General features: G+C 59.5%; 13 protein-coding genes. 8 read left to right on the forward strand and 5 right to left on the reverse strand.

The genetic code is table 11. The features are described from left to right. Positions 1-231 precede the first annotated feature (231 nt). Positions 232-1,632: a hypothetical protein gene (locus VEH04_12135; GenBank protein ID HYG23525.1), complete on the reverse strand. Its 1,401-nt coding sequence runs from the start codon at positions 1,630-1,632 to the stop codon at positions 232-234. Between the two features lie 283 nt (positions 1,633-1,915). Between VEH04_12135 and VEH04_12140 the strand changes: the two genes are divergently transcribed. From VEH04_12140 to VEH04_12175, 8 genes are all read left to right on the forward strand, one after another. Beyond that, positions 1,916-4,726, forward strand: coding sequence for an ATP-dependent DNA ligase (locus VEH04_12140; GenBank protein ID HYG23526.1), 2,811 nt, complete (start codon positions 1,916-1,918; stop codon positions 4,724-4,726). A gap of 492 nt (positions 4,727-5,218) precedes the next feature. Further along, entirely contained in the window at positions 5,219-5,917 is a 699-nt protein-coding gene (locus VEH04_12145; protein ID HYG23527.1) for a PEP-CTERM sorting domain-containing protein, read from the forward strand. A 422-nt stretch (positions 5,918-6,339) separates the two neighbouring features. Next, on the forward strand, positions 6,340-7,278 hold the full coding sequence (locus tag VEH04_12150; GenBank protein ID HYG23528.1) for an aldo/keto reductase: 939 nt from the start codon (positions 6,340-6,342) through the stop codon (positions 7,276-7,278). Further along, a complete protein-coding gene (gene thpR, locus VEH04_12155) occupies positions 7,275-7,886 on the forward strand; it encodes an RNA 2',3'-cyclic phosphodiesterase (protein HYG23529.1) in 612 nt (203 codons plus the stop codon). The genes VEH04_12150 and thpR overlap by 4 nt, the downstream gene beginning before the upstream one ends. A gap of 179 nt (positions 7,887-8,065) precedes the next feature. Then, complete coding sequence (frr, locus tag VEH04_12160; GenBank protein HYG23530.1) at positions 8,066-8,626, forward strand: ribosome recycling factor; 561 nt, start codon at positions 8,066-8,068, stop codon at positions 8,624-8,626. A 167-nt stretch (positions 8,627-8,793) separates the two neighbouring features. After that, the gene (locus tag VEH04_12165) at positions 8,794-10,158 is read left to right on the forward strand and encodes an aminopeptidase P family protein (GenBank protein HYG23531.1); all 1,365 of its coding nucleotides are present in this window, start codon (positions 8,794-8,796) and stop codon (positions 10,156-10,158) included. A gap of 55 nt (positions 10,159-10,213) precedes the next feature. Continuing rightward, complete coding sequence (locus VEH04_12170; protein HYG23532.1) at positions 10,214-13,540, forward strand: alpha-L-arabinofuranosidase C-terminal domain-containing protein; 3,327 nt, start codon at positions 10,214-10,216, stop codon at positions 13,538-13,540. A 62-nt stretch (positions 13,541-13,602) separates the two neighbouring features. Then, positions 13,603-15,219, forward strand: coding sequence for a hypothetical protein (locus tag VEH04_12175; protein HYG23533.1), 1,617 nt, complete (start codon positions 13,603-13,605; stop codon positions 15,217-15,219). A 39-nt stretch (positions 15,220-15,258) separates the two neighbouring features. Here the strand turns inward: VEH04_12175 and VEH04_12180 are convergent, their stop codons facing one another. Genes VEH04_12180 through VEH04_12195 form a run of 4 tightly spaced genes read right to left on the reverse strand, consistent with a single transcriptional unit; the run spans position 15,259 to position 20,277 of the window. Further along, positions 15,259-15,687 carry a 3-hydroxyacyl-ACP dehydratase FabZ family protein gene (locus tag VEH04_12180; protein HYG23534.1) on the reverse strand — a complete coding sequence of 143 codons (429 nt, stop codon included), beginning with the start codon at positions 15,685-15,687 and terminating at the stop codon, positions 15,259-15,261. Further along, positions 15,684-16,397, reverse strand: a complete 714-nt coding sequence (locus tag VEH04_12185; GenBank protein HYG23535.1) for an outer membrane lipoprotein carrier protein LolA — start codon at positions 16,395-16,397, stop codon at positions 15,684-15,686. Before VEH04_12185 ends, VEH04_12180 begins: the two co-directional genes overlap by 4 nt. After that, positions 16,376-19,774: an MMPL family transporter gene (locus VEH04_12190; GenBank protein HYG23536.1), complete on the reverse strand. Its 3,399-nt coding sequence runs from the start codon at positions 19,772-19,774 to the stop codon at positions 16,376-16,378. Before VEH04_12190 ends, VEH04_12185 begins: the two co-directional genes overlap by 22 nt. Then, a complete protein-coding gene (locus tag VEH04_12195) occupies positions 19,771-20,277 on the reverse strand; it encodes a hypothetical protein (protein ID HYG23537.1) in 507 nt (168 codons plus the stop codon). The genes VEH04_12190 and VEH04_12195 overlap by 4 nt, the downstream gene beginning before the upstream one ends. Positions 20,278-20,309 lie beyond the last annotated feature (32 nt).

A 20,309-nucleotide genomic window follows, 5' to 3' on the forward strand; every position in this document is an offset into this window, starting at 1 on the left:
CTTAGCCAATACCTAGGCCAAGAATGCCAAGCCGCCTGCGGAATGCAAGTACAGAAATCTGCTCATCAGACGGAATCTCGATAAAACCTCGCAGTTCCCATGTCTTGGCCCATTTTTCCTGACCACCTTCCGGAATCACTGGGTTTCGCGGGCAGGAGCGCGCGCCTCCCCCACCGCAGGAACGTGGTGCAATGCATTTAGCGTGCTGCTGCCCGGCGCGGGCACACCCATCTACTGGCCAGCGTAATAAGCGTCAACCTTCGCGGCGACATCCTTGTATCCGATATCGATCTCGTAGATTTGCTTGAAATGCTCCACAGCCTCGTCGCGCTTGCCCATGCTTTCGAGCATGCAACCGAGTTGGTAAATCAAATCCTTCTTCTCGTCGTCGAACCCCGGTTTTTCTTTGATGGCGTTCTGCAACGTGCGCGCGCCAAGGTCATACATCTTCCGTTTGCCAAAGCACTGCGCCAGGTAGTTCATCGCGGCAATGCGCTTGTGCGGGTTCTGTTGCGCCTTTTGAAATTCCTGGATGGCCTCCCCAATCTTTCCCGCCTGAAAATACAGAACACCCATTTCAAAACGAATGGCCAGATCCGTTGGAAATCGTTCCACGCGGCGCTGGCACTCCGTAACCTGGTAATTCAACTTCTCCGCCTGGATCGCCGCCACTTTGTCCGGGTAATCCGCTGCGTGCTGATCCAACAAAGCGATGTCATTATCGAATCGCCGCACGGTGGTCTCGGCTATCGCGCGGTCGACGCTGGAATCGCCCGAGCCGGCATCGGTCGCCTTGATCTTTTGGTAGTAGCCCAACGCCTTTTCGAACAATCCCTTCTGCGTGTAAAGTTCCGCGAGGGTTCGGAGGATCTTGAGGTTGTTGGGTTCCTGCTTCAGCCGCGCCTCGTTCTCGGCGATCAGCCGCTCGGCAACATCCTCGGTCTTTTGGACGCGATTCTCCTGCTCCAGCGACACCGCCTCGCCTTCATTGCGAAGCATGTCGCGATAGGAACCTTCGCCCGACGCAGCCGCCTTATACCCGCCTTCGTTTAATGTCTTGCGCGCGGAAACATCCTTCAGCGCCTGGGCGATGTCCGGGTCGCGGGGAAAATTCCGCTCGAATTCCAGCAATGCTCTTTCGGCGCGTTCGGGTTCGCCGATGTTGCTCAATGCCTCGGCAAACTGGATCGCGACGTGTTTGTCCTTGGGAGAATTGCGATGCAGAATATCCAGCGACAACACTGCGGTCCGCGGCATTTCGAGTGCCGCTGACGCATCGACAACAATGCGGTGCGCGCCGGAATTATGGGGATCGTTGTTGAGCACCTGTTCCGCCATTGCAAGGGCTTCGGCCGGGTTGTTGCGAACGGTCATTTGCCCGCGCGCTACGAGCGGTGACGAGCTGGCGCTGCCCCATGCGCGCTTGAAAAATCCACCGCCAGCCGCGGCGGCCTTCTTATTCTGGGCCAATCGCAGCGCCTTGCGCGCATCGAACAGCGTGGGCTCCTTCTGCAGCACCTGATTGAACAAATCGACCGCGTAATCAAAATTATCCCGTTGCAGGGCATCGTGACCTTTCTGATAGAGGAGGCGCACGTCCCTTGTAATCTCACTGAGACTTTTCTCTGCCATGACGAAGCATAGTATCCCGCCGCGAAAAAAATCCATAGGAAAGGATTACGGTGTGCTGGAGCGCCGAGTTGCAATCGGTTTGGAATGCCACCCGGAGACCGCGTTTTCGTGGCTATACCTCTTCCCGTGGCCAAGCAATAACCTCACGCGAAGGACGCGAAGAAAGAAAGTTTGAACAGGAGGACGCACGGATAACACAGAGAGTCGGGACGCGATTTCCCGCTTTCCGGCAGCGCGGGTTTTCCGCGTTTTGACACGGGGCGGCGTCCGCCTAAATTGGTTTGTGCCCCAGTTCCACATCGAGTTTCAGCGCGGTGCCGTTCACCTGCCTGAGCTTGGCTTGTGGCTCGATGCGCACGAGCCGCGGCTTGGTCCCGAGCGCGTCTTCATCAGCCACGCCCATTCCGATCACGTAGCGGCGCATCGCGAAACCATCCTCAGCGAACCGACGGCGAAGCTGATGCACGCCCGCATGGGAGGCGAGCGATTCGAACATCGACTATCGTTCGGTCAAACGGCCACTTTCCAAAACGATGGCGGGGAATTTGACATCACTCTGTTTCCTGCCGGCCATATTTTCGGAAGCGCAATGGCGTTGGTTGAGAAGGACGGGGCGCGGCTGCTTTACACAGGCGACTTCAAATTGCGCCGCGGTTTGTCGGCGGAACCGTGCGAGCCGCAACCTGCCGACGTCCTGATCATGGAAACCACGTTTGGACGTCCGCACTACGTCTTCCCGCCGACCGAAGCCGTCATGAAGAGTGTGTTGCGATTCTGCCGTGAAGCGCTCGACAATGACGAAACACCCGTGCTGCTTGGCTATTCACTGGGCAAGAGCCAGGAAATTTTGTGCAGCCTGGGAGAGGCGGGAATGCCGATCATGCTGCATGGCGCGGTTCACAAGCTGACACAGGTGTATGAACAGTTCGGCCATTGCTTTCCCCAATACGAATTGTATCACGCTGCATCCGCGCGCGGCAAAGTCCTGATCTGTCCGCCAAACGCCGCCAACTCGGCGATGCTTCGGAAGTTGGGCGCAACGCGCACGGCGATACTTACGGGTTGGGCCGTGGACCCGAATTGCCGCTATCGGTATCAATGCGACGCCGCATTTGCGCTGAGCGACCACGCCGATTTTCCCGATCTCCTGGAGTTCGTGAAACGGGTTCAACCGAAGAAGGTTTACACGCTTCACGGGTTCGCTGCTGACTTCGCGCAAACGCTGCGAGGAATGGGATTTGACGCGCAGGCATTGAGCGAGGACGAGCAGCTGGCGCTGCGATTGGAAGGGAGCGCCGGAATCGGGCGGGTTTTAAGATCGAAGCGCCGAGCGATGGATTCGCCAACGATCAACGACAGTCCGTCCATTGCGAGCCGTGAAGCATCAACGGGGACAACAAATGCATTCGCTCGGTTCGCCGGCGTGAGCGCCGCGATTTGTGAGACAAGCAGCAAACTTGAAAAGATCCGGCGGCTTGCCGAGTATCTCAAATCGCTGGATGCGGTTTCGGCTGGAATTGCGGCAACATGGTTTTCAGGGCGCCCATTCGCATCGAGCCAGAACAAGGTGATGCAACTTGGTTGGGCCGTGTTGCGCGATGCGCTCTGCGAAACGGCAGGCATCGATGAGATCACTTTTCATCAGGTTTATCTCAAGCACAGCGATCTCGGCGAAACGGCATCTGAGGTTCTCCAATCGCGACCCGGTGCGTTCGGAGGCACCTTCACTGTCGCTGACATCGATGGTTTCTTTCATCAGCTTCACGCGGCGCGGGGTCCCTCGGGGAAACGTCCGGTGTTGAGCCGCGTCCTTGCGGGGTGCTCCCCAACGGAGGGCAAATATCTCGTCAAGATCATCACAGGGGATCTGCGAATCGGGCTCAAGGAAGGGCTGGTGGAGGAGGCGATTGCGAGCGCGTTTGAATGCAGCGCAGACGAGGTGCGGCGGGCAAATCTGCTCCTGGGCGACATAGGCGAAACCGCGCAACTCGCGGCGCGGCGTCAATTGGATCAGGCCTCACTGGTTCCGTTCCGGCCCATCAAGGTGATGCTTGCGTCGCCAGAGGAAACGGCGGCTGATATTTGGGAACGCATCCAGGGGCGGGCGAAACGAGTCGACACGGCTGTTACAGCGGAGGACGCGACGCCTTTGGAAGCAGTGTGGATCGAGGACAAATACGACGGGATTCGATGCCAGCTGCACAAGGTCGGGCAGCGTGGCGCGATGTATTCGCGTGACTTTAAGGACATCACGGGAACATTTCCCGAGCTTGCCCAGGCGGCCGCGCAAATGCCTGGCGATTTCATGCTCGATGGAGAGATCGTTGCAATGCGTGGCGAAACGGTGCTGGAGTTTTCCGAACTGCAGAAGCGGCTGGGCCGTCGCGAACACGACCTGTTCATGCATGAAGAAGTGCCCGTGCGGTTTGTCGCGTTTGATCTCCTTTGGCACAACGGCGCGACGCTCCTGAATGAGCCGCTTCGATCGAGGCGCAAAAAATTGGAGCAGCTCGCGTTGTCGTCAGCGCTCGACCTCGCGCGGATCACGGAGGCGCATTCGGCTGCTGAGATTGACGGAGCATTCACTGCGGCCCGGGAGCGCGGCAACGAGGGTCTGATGGTGAAGGATCCGGAAAGTGTTTATGTGCCTGGCCGCCGCGGCCTCGCGTGGCTGAAGCTGAAGAAGGCGCTCGCCACACTCGATTGCGTGGTCGTTGGTGCCGAGTATGGGCATGGAAAGAGAAGCAAGGTGCTGAGTGATTACACGTTTGCCGTGCGCGACGAGAAATCGGGAGAATTGAAAGTGATCGGCAAAGCTTACAGCGGATTGACGGATGTCGAGATCGCCGCGCTGACGGAGCATTTCCTCGCGCGGGCGATTCGCCAGCACGGAAGATATTTTGAAGTGCCCCCGGACACGGTTCTTGAAATCGCGTTCGACAAATTGCAGCCAAGCCAGCGCCACGACAGCGGCCTGGCCATGCGCTTTCCGCGGATAGCCCGCATTCGAACGGACAAGACTGTCGCAGACATTGATACCCTCGAGACTGCACGACGGTTGGTGAAGGGCGGCGCGGTCCCAGCGCGCGCGTGATCCAGCCAGGTTACGCTTCCGGCAAAATTTCCGATCACCGCACCATTGATGTCCGCGAAGAACAGAAATAAGTCGCCCCGAAATCCCTGCGGCAAGGCCTCAGGGGTTAATGCCCATGCGGTGAGGGTGTAACTTCGGCCCGGGGTCGTTCCGACGAACTGAACAGCCGGGGCATTAAAGAGGCCACTCTTGTACGGACTGAGCATGGCGATTCCACCCGAGCGCGTGTGCATCTGCGAGAATTCTGCATTGATCAAGTGGCATCCTCCCACCGGGCAGCCGCAGGAGTCGCGCTCTCGAACCTGCATCCGAAAGGAGGTTGGGGGAATAATATACATCCGCACGTGAGATCGCCGCTGGAACAAGCGTAACTCAGCCGGGGGTGTTTCGTGTTCAGTATAATTCGCTACGGCTGGAGGGCGCTTCTGCAGTTGACTGCCGAAACGGTTTTCGACGATAAAGCCAGAGCCAAAGAAACAAATCAGGAGCACCATGAAAACCCTAACACTTCTATCCGTGGCTGCCGTCGCGCTGACGATTCCATCGGCATCCGCTGCAACACTTTATCAACAAAACTTCGAAGGATCGGCCGCAGGCTCCAGTGCCAGCACGCCTGGATCTTACACCGCGATCAGCGATATTCAGGGCACGGGATGGCAGATCCAGGGCGGTACGGGCAGCGGTTCGGTCTCGTTTGCTGCGGGCGTGAATAACAGCGGTGTCGGCGGCAGCCAGGCGCTGTTTGGAACGTGGGATTTATCCGGCGGCGTGGATTACACATGGAACCAGTACACGTTCTACGGAGTCGGCGGAGCCGGCGCAGCGGCGGGGATGGGCGACATTCTCGTGGCACTTGACATATTGATCAACGGTTCGGACAACAACAGTCCCCTGAGCGTTTCCGTCCTCCAGAACGGCGGCGCCATTGAGCGCATTTTCACTCCCACACTGGCGAACGGCCAATACACACACGTGGAGTTCACCTTGGACCAGACAACTGGACCGGCTACCTTTGATCCCACGGCTGGTTTCTGGTTTCGCCTGAGCCATGGCAACGGCGGGTTCGGATTCGATGCCAACAACACCGTCCAAGTGGATAACATAATGATCTCGGTTGTGCCGGAACCCGCGACAGGCGCATTGCTGGCGTTGGGAGCGGCTGGCCTGGCGGCGTTTCGCCGCCGCGCTTGATCGCATCAGAGTTGCCACTGCAGCGGCTGCAGAAATCCAGCCGCTTTTTGTTTCAATGCCATGCAGGCACATACCTGCGTGCCTGCAGCTGTTTTCTACGGGCGCTCCGGTCACGACTCCGCGCGCATGATGACTTTTCTTCTTCCATACGGGATCGCGACAGCCTCGGCGTTTCTGTGGGTCTCGCGGCGAGCTGGAAAGATGCATCCTGCAACGGGGACTCCGAACTAACATTTAGCGAAGGAACCCGGCGGCAACAGACTGGCAGCACCGCTCGTACGACCGAACCTCATTCTTGCGCTGTGCGATGATGCGTTTGGTTGCGAACGTTGCTGCGGCCCAGAGTGCGGCACTCCTCACAACCACTGGGCAGCCCGTTTCTTTCCTTTGCAGCAGGGTCAGGCAGTTCTAGGTTCGCATGCATGCAAACGATTTCCATCGGCGTCAGTTCGCTTAAGGCAAGCCGGCTCGCGTATGGCTGCTGGCGCATCGCGGGAACGTCGGACAAATCCGCAGCTGAAAACGAAACGAATGGTCGCGCCGCAGTAAGGGCGGCATTTGACGCGGGCTACACGTTTTTCGACAACGCAAATATCTACGGCCGCGGTGAGGCGGAACGCATCCTCGGTGACGTGGTTCGCGACACCCCGGGAATGCGCGACCAGATCGTTGTCACCACCAAGTGCGGTGTTCGGCACGCGGGCGATCCCGAGCCCTCTTCGCCGCATCGCTGGGATTTCTCGGGCGATTACATTGTCGAACAATGCGAAGCCTCATTGAAGCGGCTGCGCATGGAGGCAATCGATATTTTCATGCTGCACCGGCCCGATTACCTCGCGGATCCGCAGGAGATTGCGAGTGCCTTCACCCGTTTGCGCGACGCTGGAAAGGTGCGCTGGTTCGGCGTCAGCAACTTTCGCCCAACTCTGGTTACCGCGTTACAGGTCGTGTGTCCGATGCCCTTGATCGTGCACCAGGTGGAAATCAGCCTGGCGCGATTGAATGTGTTCGACGATGGCACACTGGATCAATGCCTCGTCGAGAAGATCACGCCAATGGCGTGGAGTCCGCTGGCGGGTGGGTTGATCGGCGGCGGCGCGAGACGGCTGCTTTCGTGGCAGAAACAGTATCAACCCGACAAGTTCCTGCCCGTGCTGGAGGAGGTCGCGTCAGCCCGCGGCGTCAGCCGAACTGTGATTGCGCTTGCGTGGCTGCTGCGGCATCCCAGCGGGATCGTGCCGATTGTAGGTTCCAACAATCCCGAGCGGATCCGTGACGCCGCGCGCGCCGTCGAGATTACGCTCACGCGCGAGGAATGGTATCGACTGCTTACCGCGGCCCGTGGCGAGCCTTTGCCATGAGTGGAGGAGCGGGCATGGAGTCGCTTCCGAATGCATGGCGATTATTCGTTGCAATTGCATTGCCTGAGGCAGTGAAGATTGAATTGCAACACGCCCAGGAGGAGTTGCGCGCGGCTGTTTCAGATCCCCGTGCAGTTCGGTGGACGCGGCCGGAGCAATTTCACATCACCCTCAAGTTTCTCGGCAATGTGGATTCGACCACTGCTGGCGCGGTGGCGGCGGCCTTGCGCCGCGGCGTCGACGGTTGGTGTGCGATGCGGTTGGCGGCAGAAAAGATTGGCTTTTTTCCGCATCCGCGATTTCCACATGTGATCTGGGCGGGCATTCGTGACGACCAACGGCAACTGGAAGGCCTGCAAGCAAAGGTGCAATCGGCCGTCGGATTGTTTGCATCGGAAGACCGTGCCGAACCCTTCACGGGCCACGTCACGCTGGGACGTTGTCAGGGAATTCGCCGGGCGGGAGCGGAGGCATTGTTTCAGGCGGCGAAAGGAATGGAGGGCCGGAGTTTTGGCGAATGGGAAGCCAATGAGGTTGAGTTGATTCGCAGTGAATTGGGCTCGGGCGGAGCGCGTTATACGGCGGTGGCCACGATCGCCTTGGGTTGATCCGGATGCATAAAAGGAGCGCGTGCCTTTAGGCTGCTTGGACGTGGACGCGGATCGAGCATGGAAACTGCACGCGCGAGCGGAACATTTCACGTTGAAGCGGGCTGAAGCCCGCGGACCTGCAGCAGGGAACATTGCCGCTATACACGTTTCGGAGCCTTTGCTAGGTTGCCGCCACTATGGCACTGGACGAAATTCTCCTTGAGGCGGAAGAGAAGATGATCAAGACCGAACAGGTCGTCATCAACGACTTCGCGGGCGTTCGCACTGGCAAAGCGTCGGCGGGCCTGGTGGAAAATATCATGGTGGATGTGTACGGCTCGAACATGCGCATCCGCGAGCTGGCCGGCATCACAACTCCCGAGCCGCGCACACTAGCCATCCAGCCTTGGGACGCCAATTCACTGCACCCGATCGAGAAGGCGATCCAGAAGAGCAATCTCGGCCTTTCTGCGGCAGTCCAGGGCCGCACCATCCGCATTTTTTTTCCGGAGCTGAGCCAGGAACGCCGCCTTGAGTTCGTGAAGATCATCAAGAAAATGGCGGAGGATGGTCGTGTGGCTGTGCGTCACGTGCGCCGCGACGCAATGGAACAACTGAAAAAGCACGGCCATGACAGTGGTGTGACGGAGGACGAAGTGGAGAAGGCGGAAAAGGAGCTTCAGCGGTTGACTGATGAATACGTTGCGAAGATCGACTCGCATGTTGCGGCGAAGGAGAAGGAGATCCTGACGGTCTGAGCAGACTTGGAAGTTTGCGCTACGACAATGGGATTTTGAATCCCGCTTTTGGAGTTGCTCCCAAGCGCCGCAATCCTCTTTCCGCTTTTCTGGGGGATATCCGATAGGTTGCTGTGCATTTAATTCATGGGCGCACAAGCGGTGCATGCCTAGCCTCTGCGAGTCCTATGCGATACGATCCGATCGACCCGCAGCTGTTTGTGGAAAACCGAAAGCGCCTTGCTGCTTTGCTTCCACGAAACGCGCTGGCGGTCGTCAATGCGAATGACATCTGCCCGACGAACGCTGACGGCACCCAATGCACGATCGTCAATTCCGACCTGTTCTACCTGACGGGTGTTGAACAGGAGCAGACGGTCCTCGTGTTGTATCCGGACGCCGACGAAGGCAAGCATCGCGAGTTGTTGTTTCTCCGCGAGGCAACCCCGGAAAATGAACTTTGGGAGGGGCACAAGCTGACGAAGGACGAGGCGCGCGCGTTGACCGGCATCCAGAACATTCATGGCCTGGCTGAATTTCCGCGCTTGTTCCATCGGCTTGTCTGTGAGTCGCAGTATGTCTTCCTGAACAGCAACGAACACAAGCGCGCGATCATTGAAGTGGAAAGCCGTGATGCGCGGTTTATTGCGGACATGAAGCGAAGATATCCGCTGCATCAGTATCGACGGCTTGCACCGCTGTTGCACCGGTTGCGCGCGGTGAAATCGGAATGGGAACTCGCGCTGATGCGGCGCGCTGTTGAAATCACGGCCGCGGGATTTCATCGCGTGTTGAGGATGACGGGGCCGGGCGTTCTCGAGCGCGAGATTGAAGCAGAGTTCGCGCATGAATTCATTCGTCAAGGCGCACGGTTTTCCTATTTGCCGATCATTGCGTCGGGCTCCAGCGGCTGCTGCCTTCATTACGTTGCCAATGCGCGCCGCTGCGAAAAGGGCGAATTGCTGCTGCTTGACGTGGCGGCGGCCTACGGCAATTACAATTCCGACCTGACTCGCACAATTCCGGTGAGCGGCAAATTCACGCGCCGCCAGCGCACGGTTTACAACGCAGTTCTCCGCGTGCTGCGTCAATGCATCGCGGGATTGAAGCCGGGCCGCAAGATCAAGGATTGGCAGGCTGATGCGGAAGCCGCCGTTCAGGAGGAACTTCTCCAGCTTGGGTTGATAACGTCTCGAGAAATCCGGCAGCAGCACCCCGACTCGCCCGCGTTCAAGCGATACTTCATGCACGGGGTCGGACATCCTATCGGCCTGGATGTTCATGACGTGGGCATCACGACTGAGCCCATCCAGGAAGGGTGGGTGATGACTGTGGAGCCGGGGATTTACATTGCCGAGGAAGGACTGGCCGTGCGGCTGGAGAATGATGTTCTTGTAACGCAGAGCGGTCCAGTCGACCTGATGTCCAACATCCCGATCGAAGCCGATGAAATCGAGGCGCTGATGAATGTGCCCGTTAAATCCTCCAACGGCAGCAACGGACATCATCCCGTTGTCACCCGCCGCCGGGCTCCGGCCCTGGCGATGCGCTGATTCCCTAAGCCGCATTTGCTGTAACCGCGGCAGTGCCGTTTGGTTCACATTTCACATGACTCCAGGCAACCGTTTCGTTGGGGGGCGCCATCGCGCCGTTTCGCCGTTCAGCCAATCCCTGGCAATCGTCGAATTACTCGTCGTGTGGCTTTGCTGCTGGGCCGGCGGCCTGTCGCAGGCCGCGGCCGGGGAAGCTCCGCCCATTCAACGGTTGCAGCCGGCGGAACGGGATTTCTTTTCGAAACAGATCGTTTGTCGCGGCATTCCCATCAAGGCGCATGAGGTGGTTGCCGACGAAGCCTTGCGGGAAGCTTTTCGCCGCCTCGATAAGATGCTTTCCCACCAGCCGAACCTTGTTGCCAACCTGATCACGAATCGCGTCGCCTTGCACATCATCGGCCGCGGCCAGGTCACGACGGATCTTCCCGAATGGCGCCATGACAAGGGCAAGCCATTGCCCGAATACGGCGGGCTGACGCGCGATGAGCGCACGCGCGGCATGGGCGGGCGGCTCGCCTCGTGCGGCGAGGAAAACCTGTTGCGGCTTCCGAACGACAAATACCACGGCCGCGATATCTGCGTTCACGAATTCGCCCACGCCGTCCGGAATCTTGGGATGAGCCGTGATGTCCGCGAACGATTTGATGAGCAATATCAGCAATCAATCGGGAAAGGACTTTGGACGAAGGGCTATGCCGCGGTGAACGCCGATGAATTCTTCTCGGAGCTCTCCATGTGGTACTTCGGCACGCATGGCGACATGAACATGACGGAACCGAAGCCTGAAAGCGGTCCCGAGGGCTTGCGGAAATACGATCCCGCTGCGTACGCGTTGTTGGACGATTTCTACAGCGGCAGGCTGCAGGTTTCACTCGTCGAGCCGCGGCCGGTTCGACGCAGGGCGATCATCGATGTGGACGTCCGCGGCGCCGGTCCGGCCGTGAATCCGCGGATGTATGGAATCTTCCTTGAAGAAATTAATCACGGTGTCGACGGCGGATTGTATGCCGAGATGATTCGCAATCGTGGGTTCGAAGATTCGCGGCCGCCGGAAGGGTACGCGTTTCGCAATGGCCGCTGGCGTGATGAACACGGTTTTGATTCCGGGTTTTCGCGTTACGGTTACACGACGAATGGGGTTCCCTTCTGGACGCTGTTGCAGCGAGGCGACGCGGCGGCATCGATGCACCTGCAAACCGCGGGAGGCGTGACGGAAGCTTCGGGATATTGCGTGCGCCTGGACGTGGAGCGGGTGGATGGCGGGCACGTCGGACTCGTGAATGAAGGATTTTTCGGGATTGGAATTCGGGAAGGGCAAAACTACCAGGTTTCGCTTTACGCACGCGCGGGAACCAATTTTTCGGGGGCGCTTTGGGTACGGTTTGAAGATGCGGAAGGAAATGCTTGTTCGGACGCGGTGCAGTTCGATGTGACGACCCGCGACTGGAAACGGTATTCCGGAAGAATCACCGCACGCACCAATTCAGCGGAGGCGCGTTTCGTTGTGGGCGCTGCCTTCAAGGGATCCGTGTGGCTGGACTTCGTCTCGGTGTTCCCCGAACAGACCTGGCGCTCGCGTTCGAACGGTTTGCGTCCGGACCTCGCGCAATTGATCGCGGATCTCAAGCCGGGGTTTGTGCGTTTTCCTGGAGGCTGCGTTGTCGATGCCGGGACCGTGGAAACTGCTTACGATTGGAAATTGACCGTTGGGCCGCTGGAACAGCGACAGGAAAGATGGGGCCCGTGGAATTATCGGCGCACTCAAGGAATGGGACTCTTTGAGTATTTCCAATTCTGCGAGGACCTTGGCGCCGAACCGCTTTGGGTGGGATTTGCCGGCCAGACCTGCATCCATCGGGAACGCGAACATGTCCCGATGTCGGAGATGGGCCGCATCCGCGACAACTTTCTAGACGTGATGGAATATGCGAACGGCGCTGCGGATTCGCAGTGGGGCCGCTTGCGCGCGGACGCGGGACACAGCGGCCCGTTCAATTTGCGCATGGTCGAAATTGGAAACGAAAACCAGGGACGCGAATACGGCGAGCGCTATCGTTTCATTCACGACGCGATGAAAGCGCGTCATCCTGATATCCAGTATCTGGCAGATCTTTCCTGGACGAGCCGCGAATCAATGGGCGGCGCCAGGTTCGAAATTGAGGATCGGCATTACTACAGCTCAACCGCGTGGTTTGCGGGGCGGTTCAAGGAATACGACGGGCGGGATCGGGCGCTGCCGCCGCTGTATTTGGGAGAGGTAGCCGTAACGTCGGGCGATGCTGGGAACACCCGGGGAAACCTCCGCGCCGCTTTGGCGGAAGGCATCTTCCTGCTGGGTTGCGAGAGGAATGCGGACACCGTGCAGATGGTTTCGTACGCGCCTCTGCTGGGGCACGTTGAAGGACGAACCGAACTCACGGGGGCGCCGCCGCCATGGCACGCCATGATCTATTTCGATGGCACGCGATCGTTCGGAACGGCTTCCTATTACTTGTGGAAAATGTTCGGGAAGAATGTTCCAGCGCGCACGGTGCCGACGGAGGTGAACGTTCCGTCACTCGCGGATTTTCGGATCGCGGGGCAGATCGGCGTGGGAACGTGGAACACCAGCGCGGAGTTCAAGGACGTGCGGGTCGAGAAAAATGGCGAGACGTTGTATTCGTCCGATTTTTCGGAGGGGAGCGAGGGATGGATCGATGAGCAGCGTCGTGGCGGACAATGGACAATTCATGAGGGAGCATTTCGCCAGGGGCAACCCGGCCGCAGTTCCCGTTTTTACGGCGACCCGGAGTGGAGCGATTACACGCTGAGCCTCAAGGCGCGCAAACTCGCCGGGGGCGAAGGGTTTCTTGTGCAATTTGGGCGCAAAGGCGGCGAAACATACTGGTGGAATCTGGGCGGCTGGGGCAACACGCAGCACGCAGTCGAGTTCAGCTCGCAAGGTAACCAGAACGTCATCGGCATTCCCGCGCGCGGACGGATCGAAACGAATCGCTGGTATGACATCCGCATTCAACTCGCCGGGAAGAACATTCGCTGCTACCTGGACGGCGAGCGGGTTCATGATGTCACGGCGGAGCCAACCCCGCCCGTTTATGCCGTGGCGGGGCGCGATGAGAAGGCCGGCGAACTCGTGCTAAAGGTGATCAATTCCTCCAGCGAGGCGTATCCTGCGCATTTTCGTTTTGGGTCGGCGCGATTTGAATCAGAGGTCTGGACAAGCACGCTGACATCCGCCGATCCAGCGGACAACAATTCGCTCGAGACGGCGGAAAAGGTGACTCCACGAAATGGCACAACGCAGATGGCAGGTGGGGCGTTACGGCACGAACTCCCGCCGCATTCGTTCACGATCTTTCGGCTGAAGGAGCATGCCGAATAGCAGCGGGTGCATTTCGAACATGGGTTTTCCCGCAGGGTTCCCGTTGAATTCAACGGTTCACCATGAGATCGATTCGAATCCTCTTTCTTGCGTTCCTTGCTGTCCATTACGGTTGCGGCTGCCTTTCCCATTCTGCGAAGGAGACGAGGCTCGACACGGGCGCCAACCACATCCGCGTTGTCCCTCCGCCTGAGTCATTCTTCGAGATCGTCCGCGATCGCGACCGCGATGCGGCACGCCAGTTCTACGGCAAGCATGTGAACGTGTCGGGCATCCCCGTCGTGGCTTCATCCGTTGTCGCGGACGCAGCATTGCAACGCACACATTGGCTCGTGACTCATCTCCTGGCTGGACGTCCGGACATCGCGGCGGCGATGGTATCGAACGGCATGTATCTGATCATTATTGGAAAGGACCAGGTCTACACCGACATGCCCGAGTATCGAAACAACGCCAACCCCGAATACCTGAACGAGCGCGTGCGGGGAACGGGCGGGAAGCCGACAAGCTTTGGCGAGGAGAACCTGCTGTGCCTGCCGCTGGACCGTTACGACGACGAAAGCATTGGGCTGCATGAATTTTGTCACACGATCGATGGCGCGTTGAGGGCGATGGATCCCGCCTGGAACCAGCGCAAGAACGCCGCCTTCCGCGAGGCCCGCGACAAGGGTTTGTGGCAGAATGTTTACGCGGGTTCCAGCGCGGGGGAATATTGGGCGGAGATTTGCCAGGCTTACTTTGACTGCAATCGCGTGAACAATTGGAATCACAATCACATCGGGACGCGCGAGCAGTTAAAGGAGTATGACCCGGCTGGATACGAGCTGGTGCGCTCTACGTTCAACCTGAGCGGGAGCAATGATTGGCGTTACACCTTCCTGCAGCGACAGCCCAGCATCAGCGCCCCGCCGGCGCAGTTCGCGATCGAGCCCTATTACACGAAGTTTACCTGGGCGCGGGAATTTCCGGTGGTTGGCCGGGGCGCAAGTGACGAGGCGATGCTTCGGGCGAACGATACCATTCGCAAAATGTTTGCGTATCGGCATGACATTTTGAAGGCGTTGATCGCGGCGGACCTAAAACTCGTGGTGCTTGGCCGCCGCGAATCGCTGGACGACCTTCCCGAATTTGCGCGCCTTGCGGGCGACGCCAGGGTGGCAGGTGATGCGCGTGGGTTTGATTACGTGCCTGAGGCCAGGCTCATTGTGGTGGGGGAGGAGAACATCGTTGGTGAACGCGGCGGACGCTTGACCAACGATTGCGAGGTCATCCGGCAGTTCGCGCGCGCCCTCTACTTTCACACTGCGCTTCGGCCCGTCGACCCCAACTGGAACAATCGCGGCCGCAACGTGCAGCAGTATGAACTTCGAGTGAAACGACTGGACGAGGAGTTTGATGCGCGGTTGCGCAAGATCCATGGCGACGCCGTAGCGAAGGGCTTGTGGAAGGGTTCGCGTTCAGAGCGCAGCGCCGTGGATTATTGGGCCGGCGGTGTGACGGCCTATTTTGATGCTGCCTCCAACGAAAGTCGTTCCCCCGGTGCGCCGTCCATTGCAACGCGCGAGGCTTTGCGGAACTACGACGCGGATCTCTACGAGCTCGTGCATGAAACGATGGCGTATGAAGGCCGCCAGGATTGGCGTTACTCTCCCGGCCGCCAGTCTGTTTCGATGCGATAGAACGGTGCTCGAATGGTGGATTCGGCGGGGCCGTGAAGCTTACGCGCCGCTCAGTGTCAGGTCGGCCTGCATCACTGTCGTGCCATTCACGGTGACGCTGGTTTGGGCCTGGACGAGGTTGCCAAGGCGGCCAGTGATTTTCGCATCGATGTGCAACACTTCGCCGGGCCGCGCTGTTCCGAGCACTTTAACCGCCCGCATCGCGGTAAGCTTCAATCCATTCAGCGGGGGGATTTCCGGATCACATTGCGCGACCGTTCCCGCAACCTGCGCCGCGGCTTCGACGAGCAACACTCCCGGGAAAATCGGCTCGCCTGGAAAATGTCCGCGCAGGAACGGTTCATCGCCACGGACAAGATATTCTCCAACGCCTGTCCGGCCGGGTTCAAGGGCTACGAGGCGATCCACAAAACGGAACTCGGAGCCGTGCGGAAGCTGGCGCAGCGCGTCGTCCAGGTGCGCCCTCATCGTTTTCCGTCCCGCGTTGGATCCGTCACTTTGAAATCATTTCCTACGCTGGGCTTGAAGAGTTCGGGATCGAGCGGCGGGTTCATCGCGGAACGGGTGAACGTGTTTCGCATGGTGGAGCCGTCTGCAAACTGCAGTTCGGTGGCTCGCAGCGTGAAGTCATTTGTGCCGAAGAGGATCGTGATGCGCGGGATCATGCGGCGCGCGGATGCTAACCTGGGCTGCAGGTCGAGGGCGCAGATCCCGTTCGTGACGGTTTGTGATTGGACCATGAATTTGCTTTCCAAATCGGCCTGGCTCTGGGGAAAACCTGCCTCGAGCAAGGCCAGCGTGTCGCGCCACGGTCCCGCTGCAGTGCCCGTCAGGGGGTAACGTTCAGCGCGTTTCAAGCGCGGGTAAATCACCCACAGCTCGGGGCCGGTGCGCAAAGCAATGGTCGGCGAAGGGTGTGTGATTTCCCATCGAAAGCGATCGGGCGCCGCGAATGACAGCTGGCCCGAGGCTTGCACGGGCTCGGACAGCGATTTGAACGAGCGTGTCTGCACGAAATCGGCCGACCATGTTTTCAGGTTCGACTGCGCCGCCAGCCAGTCGGACACGAGCGAGTTCGTTGCGGCAGCGCGCGCGGACGCGACCATTGCTGGAACCAGGAATAGTGCAACGATCGCAAGCGCAACGCGCGCCCGGGCTACTGCTTGTTTCGTGGCCATACAGGTATGAAATGAAACCATTGGTCCAGGTGTTGACGAATGGCGGGCTCAAAAATTCGCATGATCTGTTGCGTGAGCTTCTGCCGGTTCGCCCGTTCGCGCAAGGCCGGCCGATCATACTCAATGGCCGGAAGGATGTGTGCGGCGTAGGCGTTGTTTTCGTAAGGGATGTAAACCGGCAGCAGCACGCAGCCGGAAGCACGCGCGAGTTCTGCCGCGGCGACGGAGGCCGGGAACGGTTTTCCGAACAATTCCACTTCGACAGCTGTTGCCGGCGGCGGCCGATCGACGAGCAACGCTACGGTTGCCCCCGCTTCGAGGCGCTTGATGATCTCGAGAAAGCCAAACGGATCATCGCCGACCACGAGCGTTTCAATGTTCCATCGCGCGCGCGAAGCCTGGCGGAGTTTCGTGAAGTCACGCCCTGGCTCGGCAACCGTCAGGACGAGCAGCTTCACGTTTTTGTAGTTCATCCAGGGACCGCCGAACTCCCAGTTGCCCAGGTGTGGTGTGAGCAGCAGGACACCGCGTCCGCTGGCCTGGGCTTGCGCGAAGTGATCCCATCCACTGGCGTTGCCCAGCATGTTTTCAATGGGCAGGCCGGCCTCATATCGCCAGAGATCAACGAGCTTTATGGCGAACTTGCGGAACAATTCCTTTGCGCTCGCAGTGGCGGCGGAGCGATTTGCCATGACGGGCACGAGATTGTCGATGACGACCTCGCGCCGCGCCGAGGCGAGATGCCAGTACGTGCGGGCAAGAAGTTGTCCCAGCGCGATGCAGACGTTGCGCGGAAGAAATCGGGCAAGCGCGAGGCCCAGGCGCCAGATTCCGGCCGTGTAAAGCGAGGAAGGCGCGGTGGGTTCGCCGTTCGCGAAGCGTGCCTCTGGACTAGTCTTCTCCCTCTCCTCGCCCAAAGGAGGAGAGGGCCGGGGAGAGGAGGCACGAACAGTGTCGAGCTGCGCCGGTTCCGGGGCTGCGGGTGGCGTCGGGTTTCTCCACGCAAAGGTGCGCCACCACGCGGGCAGCAGAAAACACGAAGTGAAATACGCCAGCGCCACGCCCGCGGCGCATACGATTCCAAGGCTGGCGAGGCCGAGATTGCTGGACCAGGCGTTGGATCCGAACCCCGCAACCGTGGTCGCTGCGCAGAGCATCAACGCTTTGCCTATGGTGCGGCGCGTTTCAGCAACGTTCCCACGATGGCGGCGCAAGCCGAGTTGCATGTGGATTCCATAATCCACTCCAGCGCCCAGCATGAGCGGCAGCGCAAGGATGTTCAACAGGTTCAACGACCAGCCCAGGGCGCCCATCACTGCCGCGAGGCAAAGGCCGCTGAACGCCAGCGCTGCAAAGCTCAACAGCACTTCCACAGCGTTGCGAAACGCCAGGAAGAGAGAGATGACGAGCAGCAGCACGATGGGAACAAGCACGCGCCAGAGATCGCGCTTCACCAATTGCAGCAGGTCCGAACCAAGCCGTTCCCAGCCTGCAACCCAGACGCCATCGTGCGGAAGTTCAGCCGCCCAGGCAAGCGGCACGCGGTCGTCGCGCTTGCCGGATTGGATCAGCCCGAGCGCATAGAAGCGGCCGTCGTCGCGCGCGATCACCTTGTCGAAGATCCATCGGCTTAGCGCGTTCGTGGGCGAAAGGAGCTCATTGCTTGCGGCGGAAAGCTTCCATGTGTTCAGGACCGATTCCGTGAAGGCAGTGGACGCGCCCGTGAATCCCGCCGCTTGCGCGGCCTGCCTGACGGCTGAAGCCTGATCTGCGAGGCGGCCTGCCACCGCATGATTTGCTCGCTGCGCCGCGGGGTTCGGAAGCAGCGCCATTGGAAGGGTGTAGTTTTCAACGGCACCATTCGAGACAGCCTTCCTGAGAACAGCATCGACATCCTGAAGTTTTTCAATCAACTGCTGCGGATCGGCCGCTTCGGCAAGAAGCCAGTCGGCGGATTCCGAACGGCTCAGCTTCGACTGGATTTTTTCCATCTCGACATAGGCGGGGCTGCTTCTGGGACGCAATGAATTGGTGCTGTAATCGAGCTGCGGCGGTTTCACCAGGACCAGAATCAACGCCGTGGCGGCGATGATTGCGGTGGCAATCCACGCTGCTGTGCCCTTCGAGGGGGTTTGAGCCGAGGCAGCAGGGTGTGACAGGTCGTCGCCTTCCGCTGCAGAGCGTTTGCGCAGGAGCGGCGGGAGGAAAAAGGTGAGCATGATGGCTGCGGCGAGCACGATGCCGATGGCCACGAGGGATCCCAGCTGCGCCAGCCCTGGAAGATCGCCAAGGTTCAAAACGAGGAAGGCGCCGCAGGTCGTCAACGCGGACCACAGAATGCCCGGCGCGAGCATGCGCCGCAGGGCGCCGATCGAGAGATGCGGCGCGTGCAACGCTTCCTGGTACAACACGAGCGCGTAATCTGCGGAGAGCCCAAGCAGAATGGCGGCGAAGCCGACGCTCACGACATTGACCGTCCCGAAAAGCAATCCGCCCACTGCAAGCGTTCCTCCGAGGACGAGCGCAAACAGCGCGAGCATCCACAGCAAGGGCAGGATGCGCCGGTGCACCAGCAGAAAAAGGACGAAGATGACAAGGACCGCGCCTCCGACCGACTTCGTTAGGTCGGATTCCATGCCGCCAGAAATTTCTGAGACAAATGCAGGACCTCCCGTGAATCCGATACGAACATCCGGAGCGATTTCCTGTTCGGGGCGAGCCCGGTCGATCTCAGCCTGTAGGGCTCCGTACCAGGTTGCGTTGTCGCGATAGGATCGGAGGTCGCCCGCCGCATGCACAAACATCACGCGAAAAGTCCCCTCGGCGGAGCTGAAGAGTTCCTGGCCTTCACCAAACGATGGAGCCGCGCTGCTGGCAGCGGCGGGTAATTGCGTGAGCCCGATGGGATCGTAGCTGAGCCGGCCGATGTCACCGGGCGACATGGATGTTGCCAGCTGCTCGCGCGCAGCGGTGAAGGCGCGTGCCAGGGCATCGGGCGCGAATTGGTTTGTGAGGCGCGCGAATTCATCCGGAGGCTGATTGAGCCAGAGATACGCAATCAGCTCGGCAGCCTGGTCGGGATGCTCGAGCCATGGCGGCTGCCACGTGGCGTCTGCCACGAGGTTCGTTTGCAAACGCAAGTGGCCGGCAAGAAGACGCGCTGCGTTCTCGGCCGCGTTTGCATCGGGCGCCTCAATGGTCAGGACGAGTTCGCGCGCATTGGCGAAATGTTCCTGGTAAATTTTCAATCCCTGAACGGCTGGCAGTTTTGCAGGGAGCAGATTCAACACTTCCGCGTCAAACCGCAGGCGCCAAAAACCCAGCACCGCGATGACAAGCAGGGCGATCGAGAACCAGAATCGAAAACGGCGAATCATTGGGAGCCGCGCGGCGCCTTGGCGGCGGGTTCGAGGAAGCCTTCAAGGTGTTCCCCCGTCGAGCGGTTTTCCACGCGCAGTTCGTCGCCATTCTTGCGCCAGGACCACGGCTCAGGCGGCTTTTCGCCTGCAGAAGATTGAAGGAGTTCAGGCAGATGAAACCAGAGCACGCGCCTGGGCGGGGCGCCGTTGCGGGCGAAGCGGCGGTTCTCCACGGGCGCCTCGATCTGCCATGCATTTGCGGTGGTTTGCGCGATCACGAGCGGGAAGGGTGTTTTGGAAAACTGCACAAGCGTGCGGCCGTCATTGTGGAAAGCAACCACCAGTTCGCCTGCAATTTCGGGCGCCTCGTGTTCGCTACGCCAGAGCGCCTGGCCCTGGAATACTGTCCAACCCGGAGCCGCGAGGTCCGCGCGCGGCAATGGCGGCAGGCTTCTGCAGCCTGCTGTCAGGAACACCGCGAGCAATGCAACGCGCGCAACCGATGAAAAATCTTTGAACATTTGTTCCGAAATTTGTCAAAAAAACCAAATTG

Source organism: Verrucomicrobiia bacterium (genome assembly GCA_035629175.1).
GTDB lineage: Bacteria > Verrucomicrobiota > Verrucomicrobiia > Limisphaerales > DASXHY01 > DASXHY01.

Excerpts from the sequence above, each read along its gene's own strand:
- VEH04_12135 (HYG23525.1), bottom strand. The coding sequence starts at position 1,632 with ATGGCAGAGAAAAGTCTCAGTGAGATTACAAGGGACGTGCGCCTCCTC.
- VEH04_12145 (HYG23527.1), top strand. The coding sequence starts at position 5,219 with ATGAAAACCCTAACACTTCTATCCGTGGCTGCCGTCGCGCTGACGATT.
- VEH04_12150 (HYG23528.1), top strand. The coding sequence starts at position 6,340 with ATGCAAACGATTTCCATCGGCGTCAGTTCGCTTAAGGCAAGCCGGCTC.
- thpR (HYG23529.1), top strand. The coding sequence starts at position 7,275 with ATGAGTGGAGGAGCGGGCATGGAGTCGCTTCCGAATGCATGGCGATTA.
- frr (HYG23530.1), top strand. The coding sequence starts at position 8,066 with ATGGCACTGGACGAAATTCTCCTTGAGGCGGAAGAGAAGATGATCAAG.
- VEH04_12165 (HYG23531.1), top strand. The coding sequence starts at position 8,794 with ATGCGATACGATCCGATCGACCCGCAGCTGTTTGTGGAAAACCGAAAG.
- VEH04_12170 (HYG23532.1), top strand. The coding sequence starts at position 10,214 with ATGACTCCAGGCAACCGTTTCGTTGGGGGGCGCCATCGCGCCGTTTCG.
- VEH04_12175 (HYG23533.1), top strand. The coding sequence starts at position 13,603 with ATGAGATCGATTCGAATCCTCTTTCTTGCGTTCCTTGCTGTCCATTAC.
- VEH04_12180 (HYG23534.1), bottom strand. The coding sequence starts at position 15,687 with ATGAGGGCGCACCTGGACGACGCGCTGCGCCAGCTTCCGCACGGCTCC.
- VEH04_12185 (HYG23535.1), bottom strand. The coding sequence starts at position 16,397 with ATGGCCACGAAACAAGCAGTAGCCCGGGCGCGCGTTGCGCTTGCGATC.
- VEH04_12190 (HYG23536.1), bottom strand. The coding sequence starts at position 19,774 with ATGATTCGCCGTTTTCGATTCTGGTTCTCGATCGCCCTGCTTGTCATC.
- VEH04_12195 (HYG23537.1), bottom strand. The coding sequence starts at position 20,277 with ATGTTCAAAGATTTTTCATCGGTTGCGCGCGTTGCATTGCTCGCGGTG.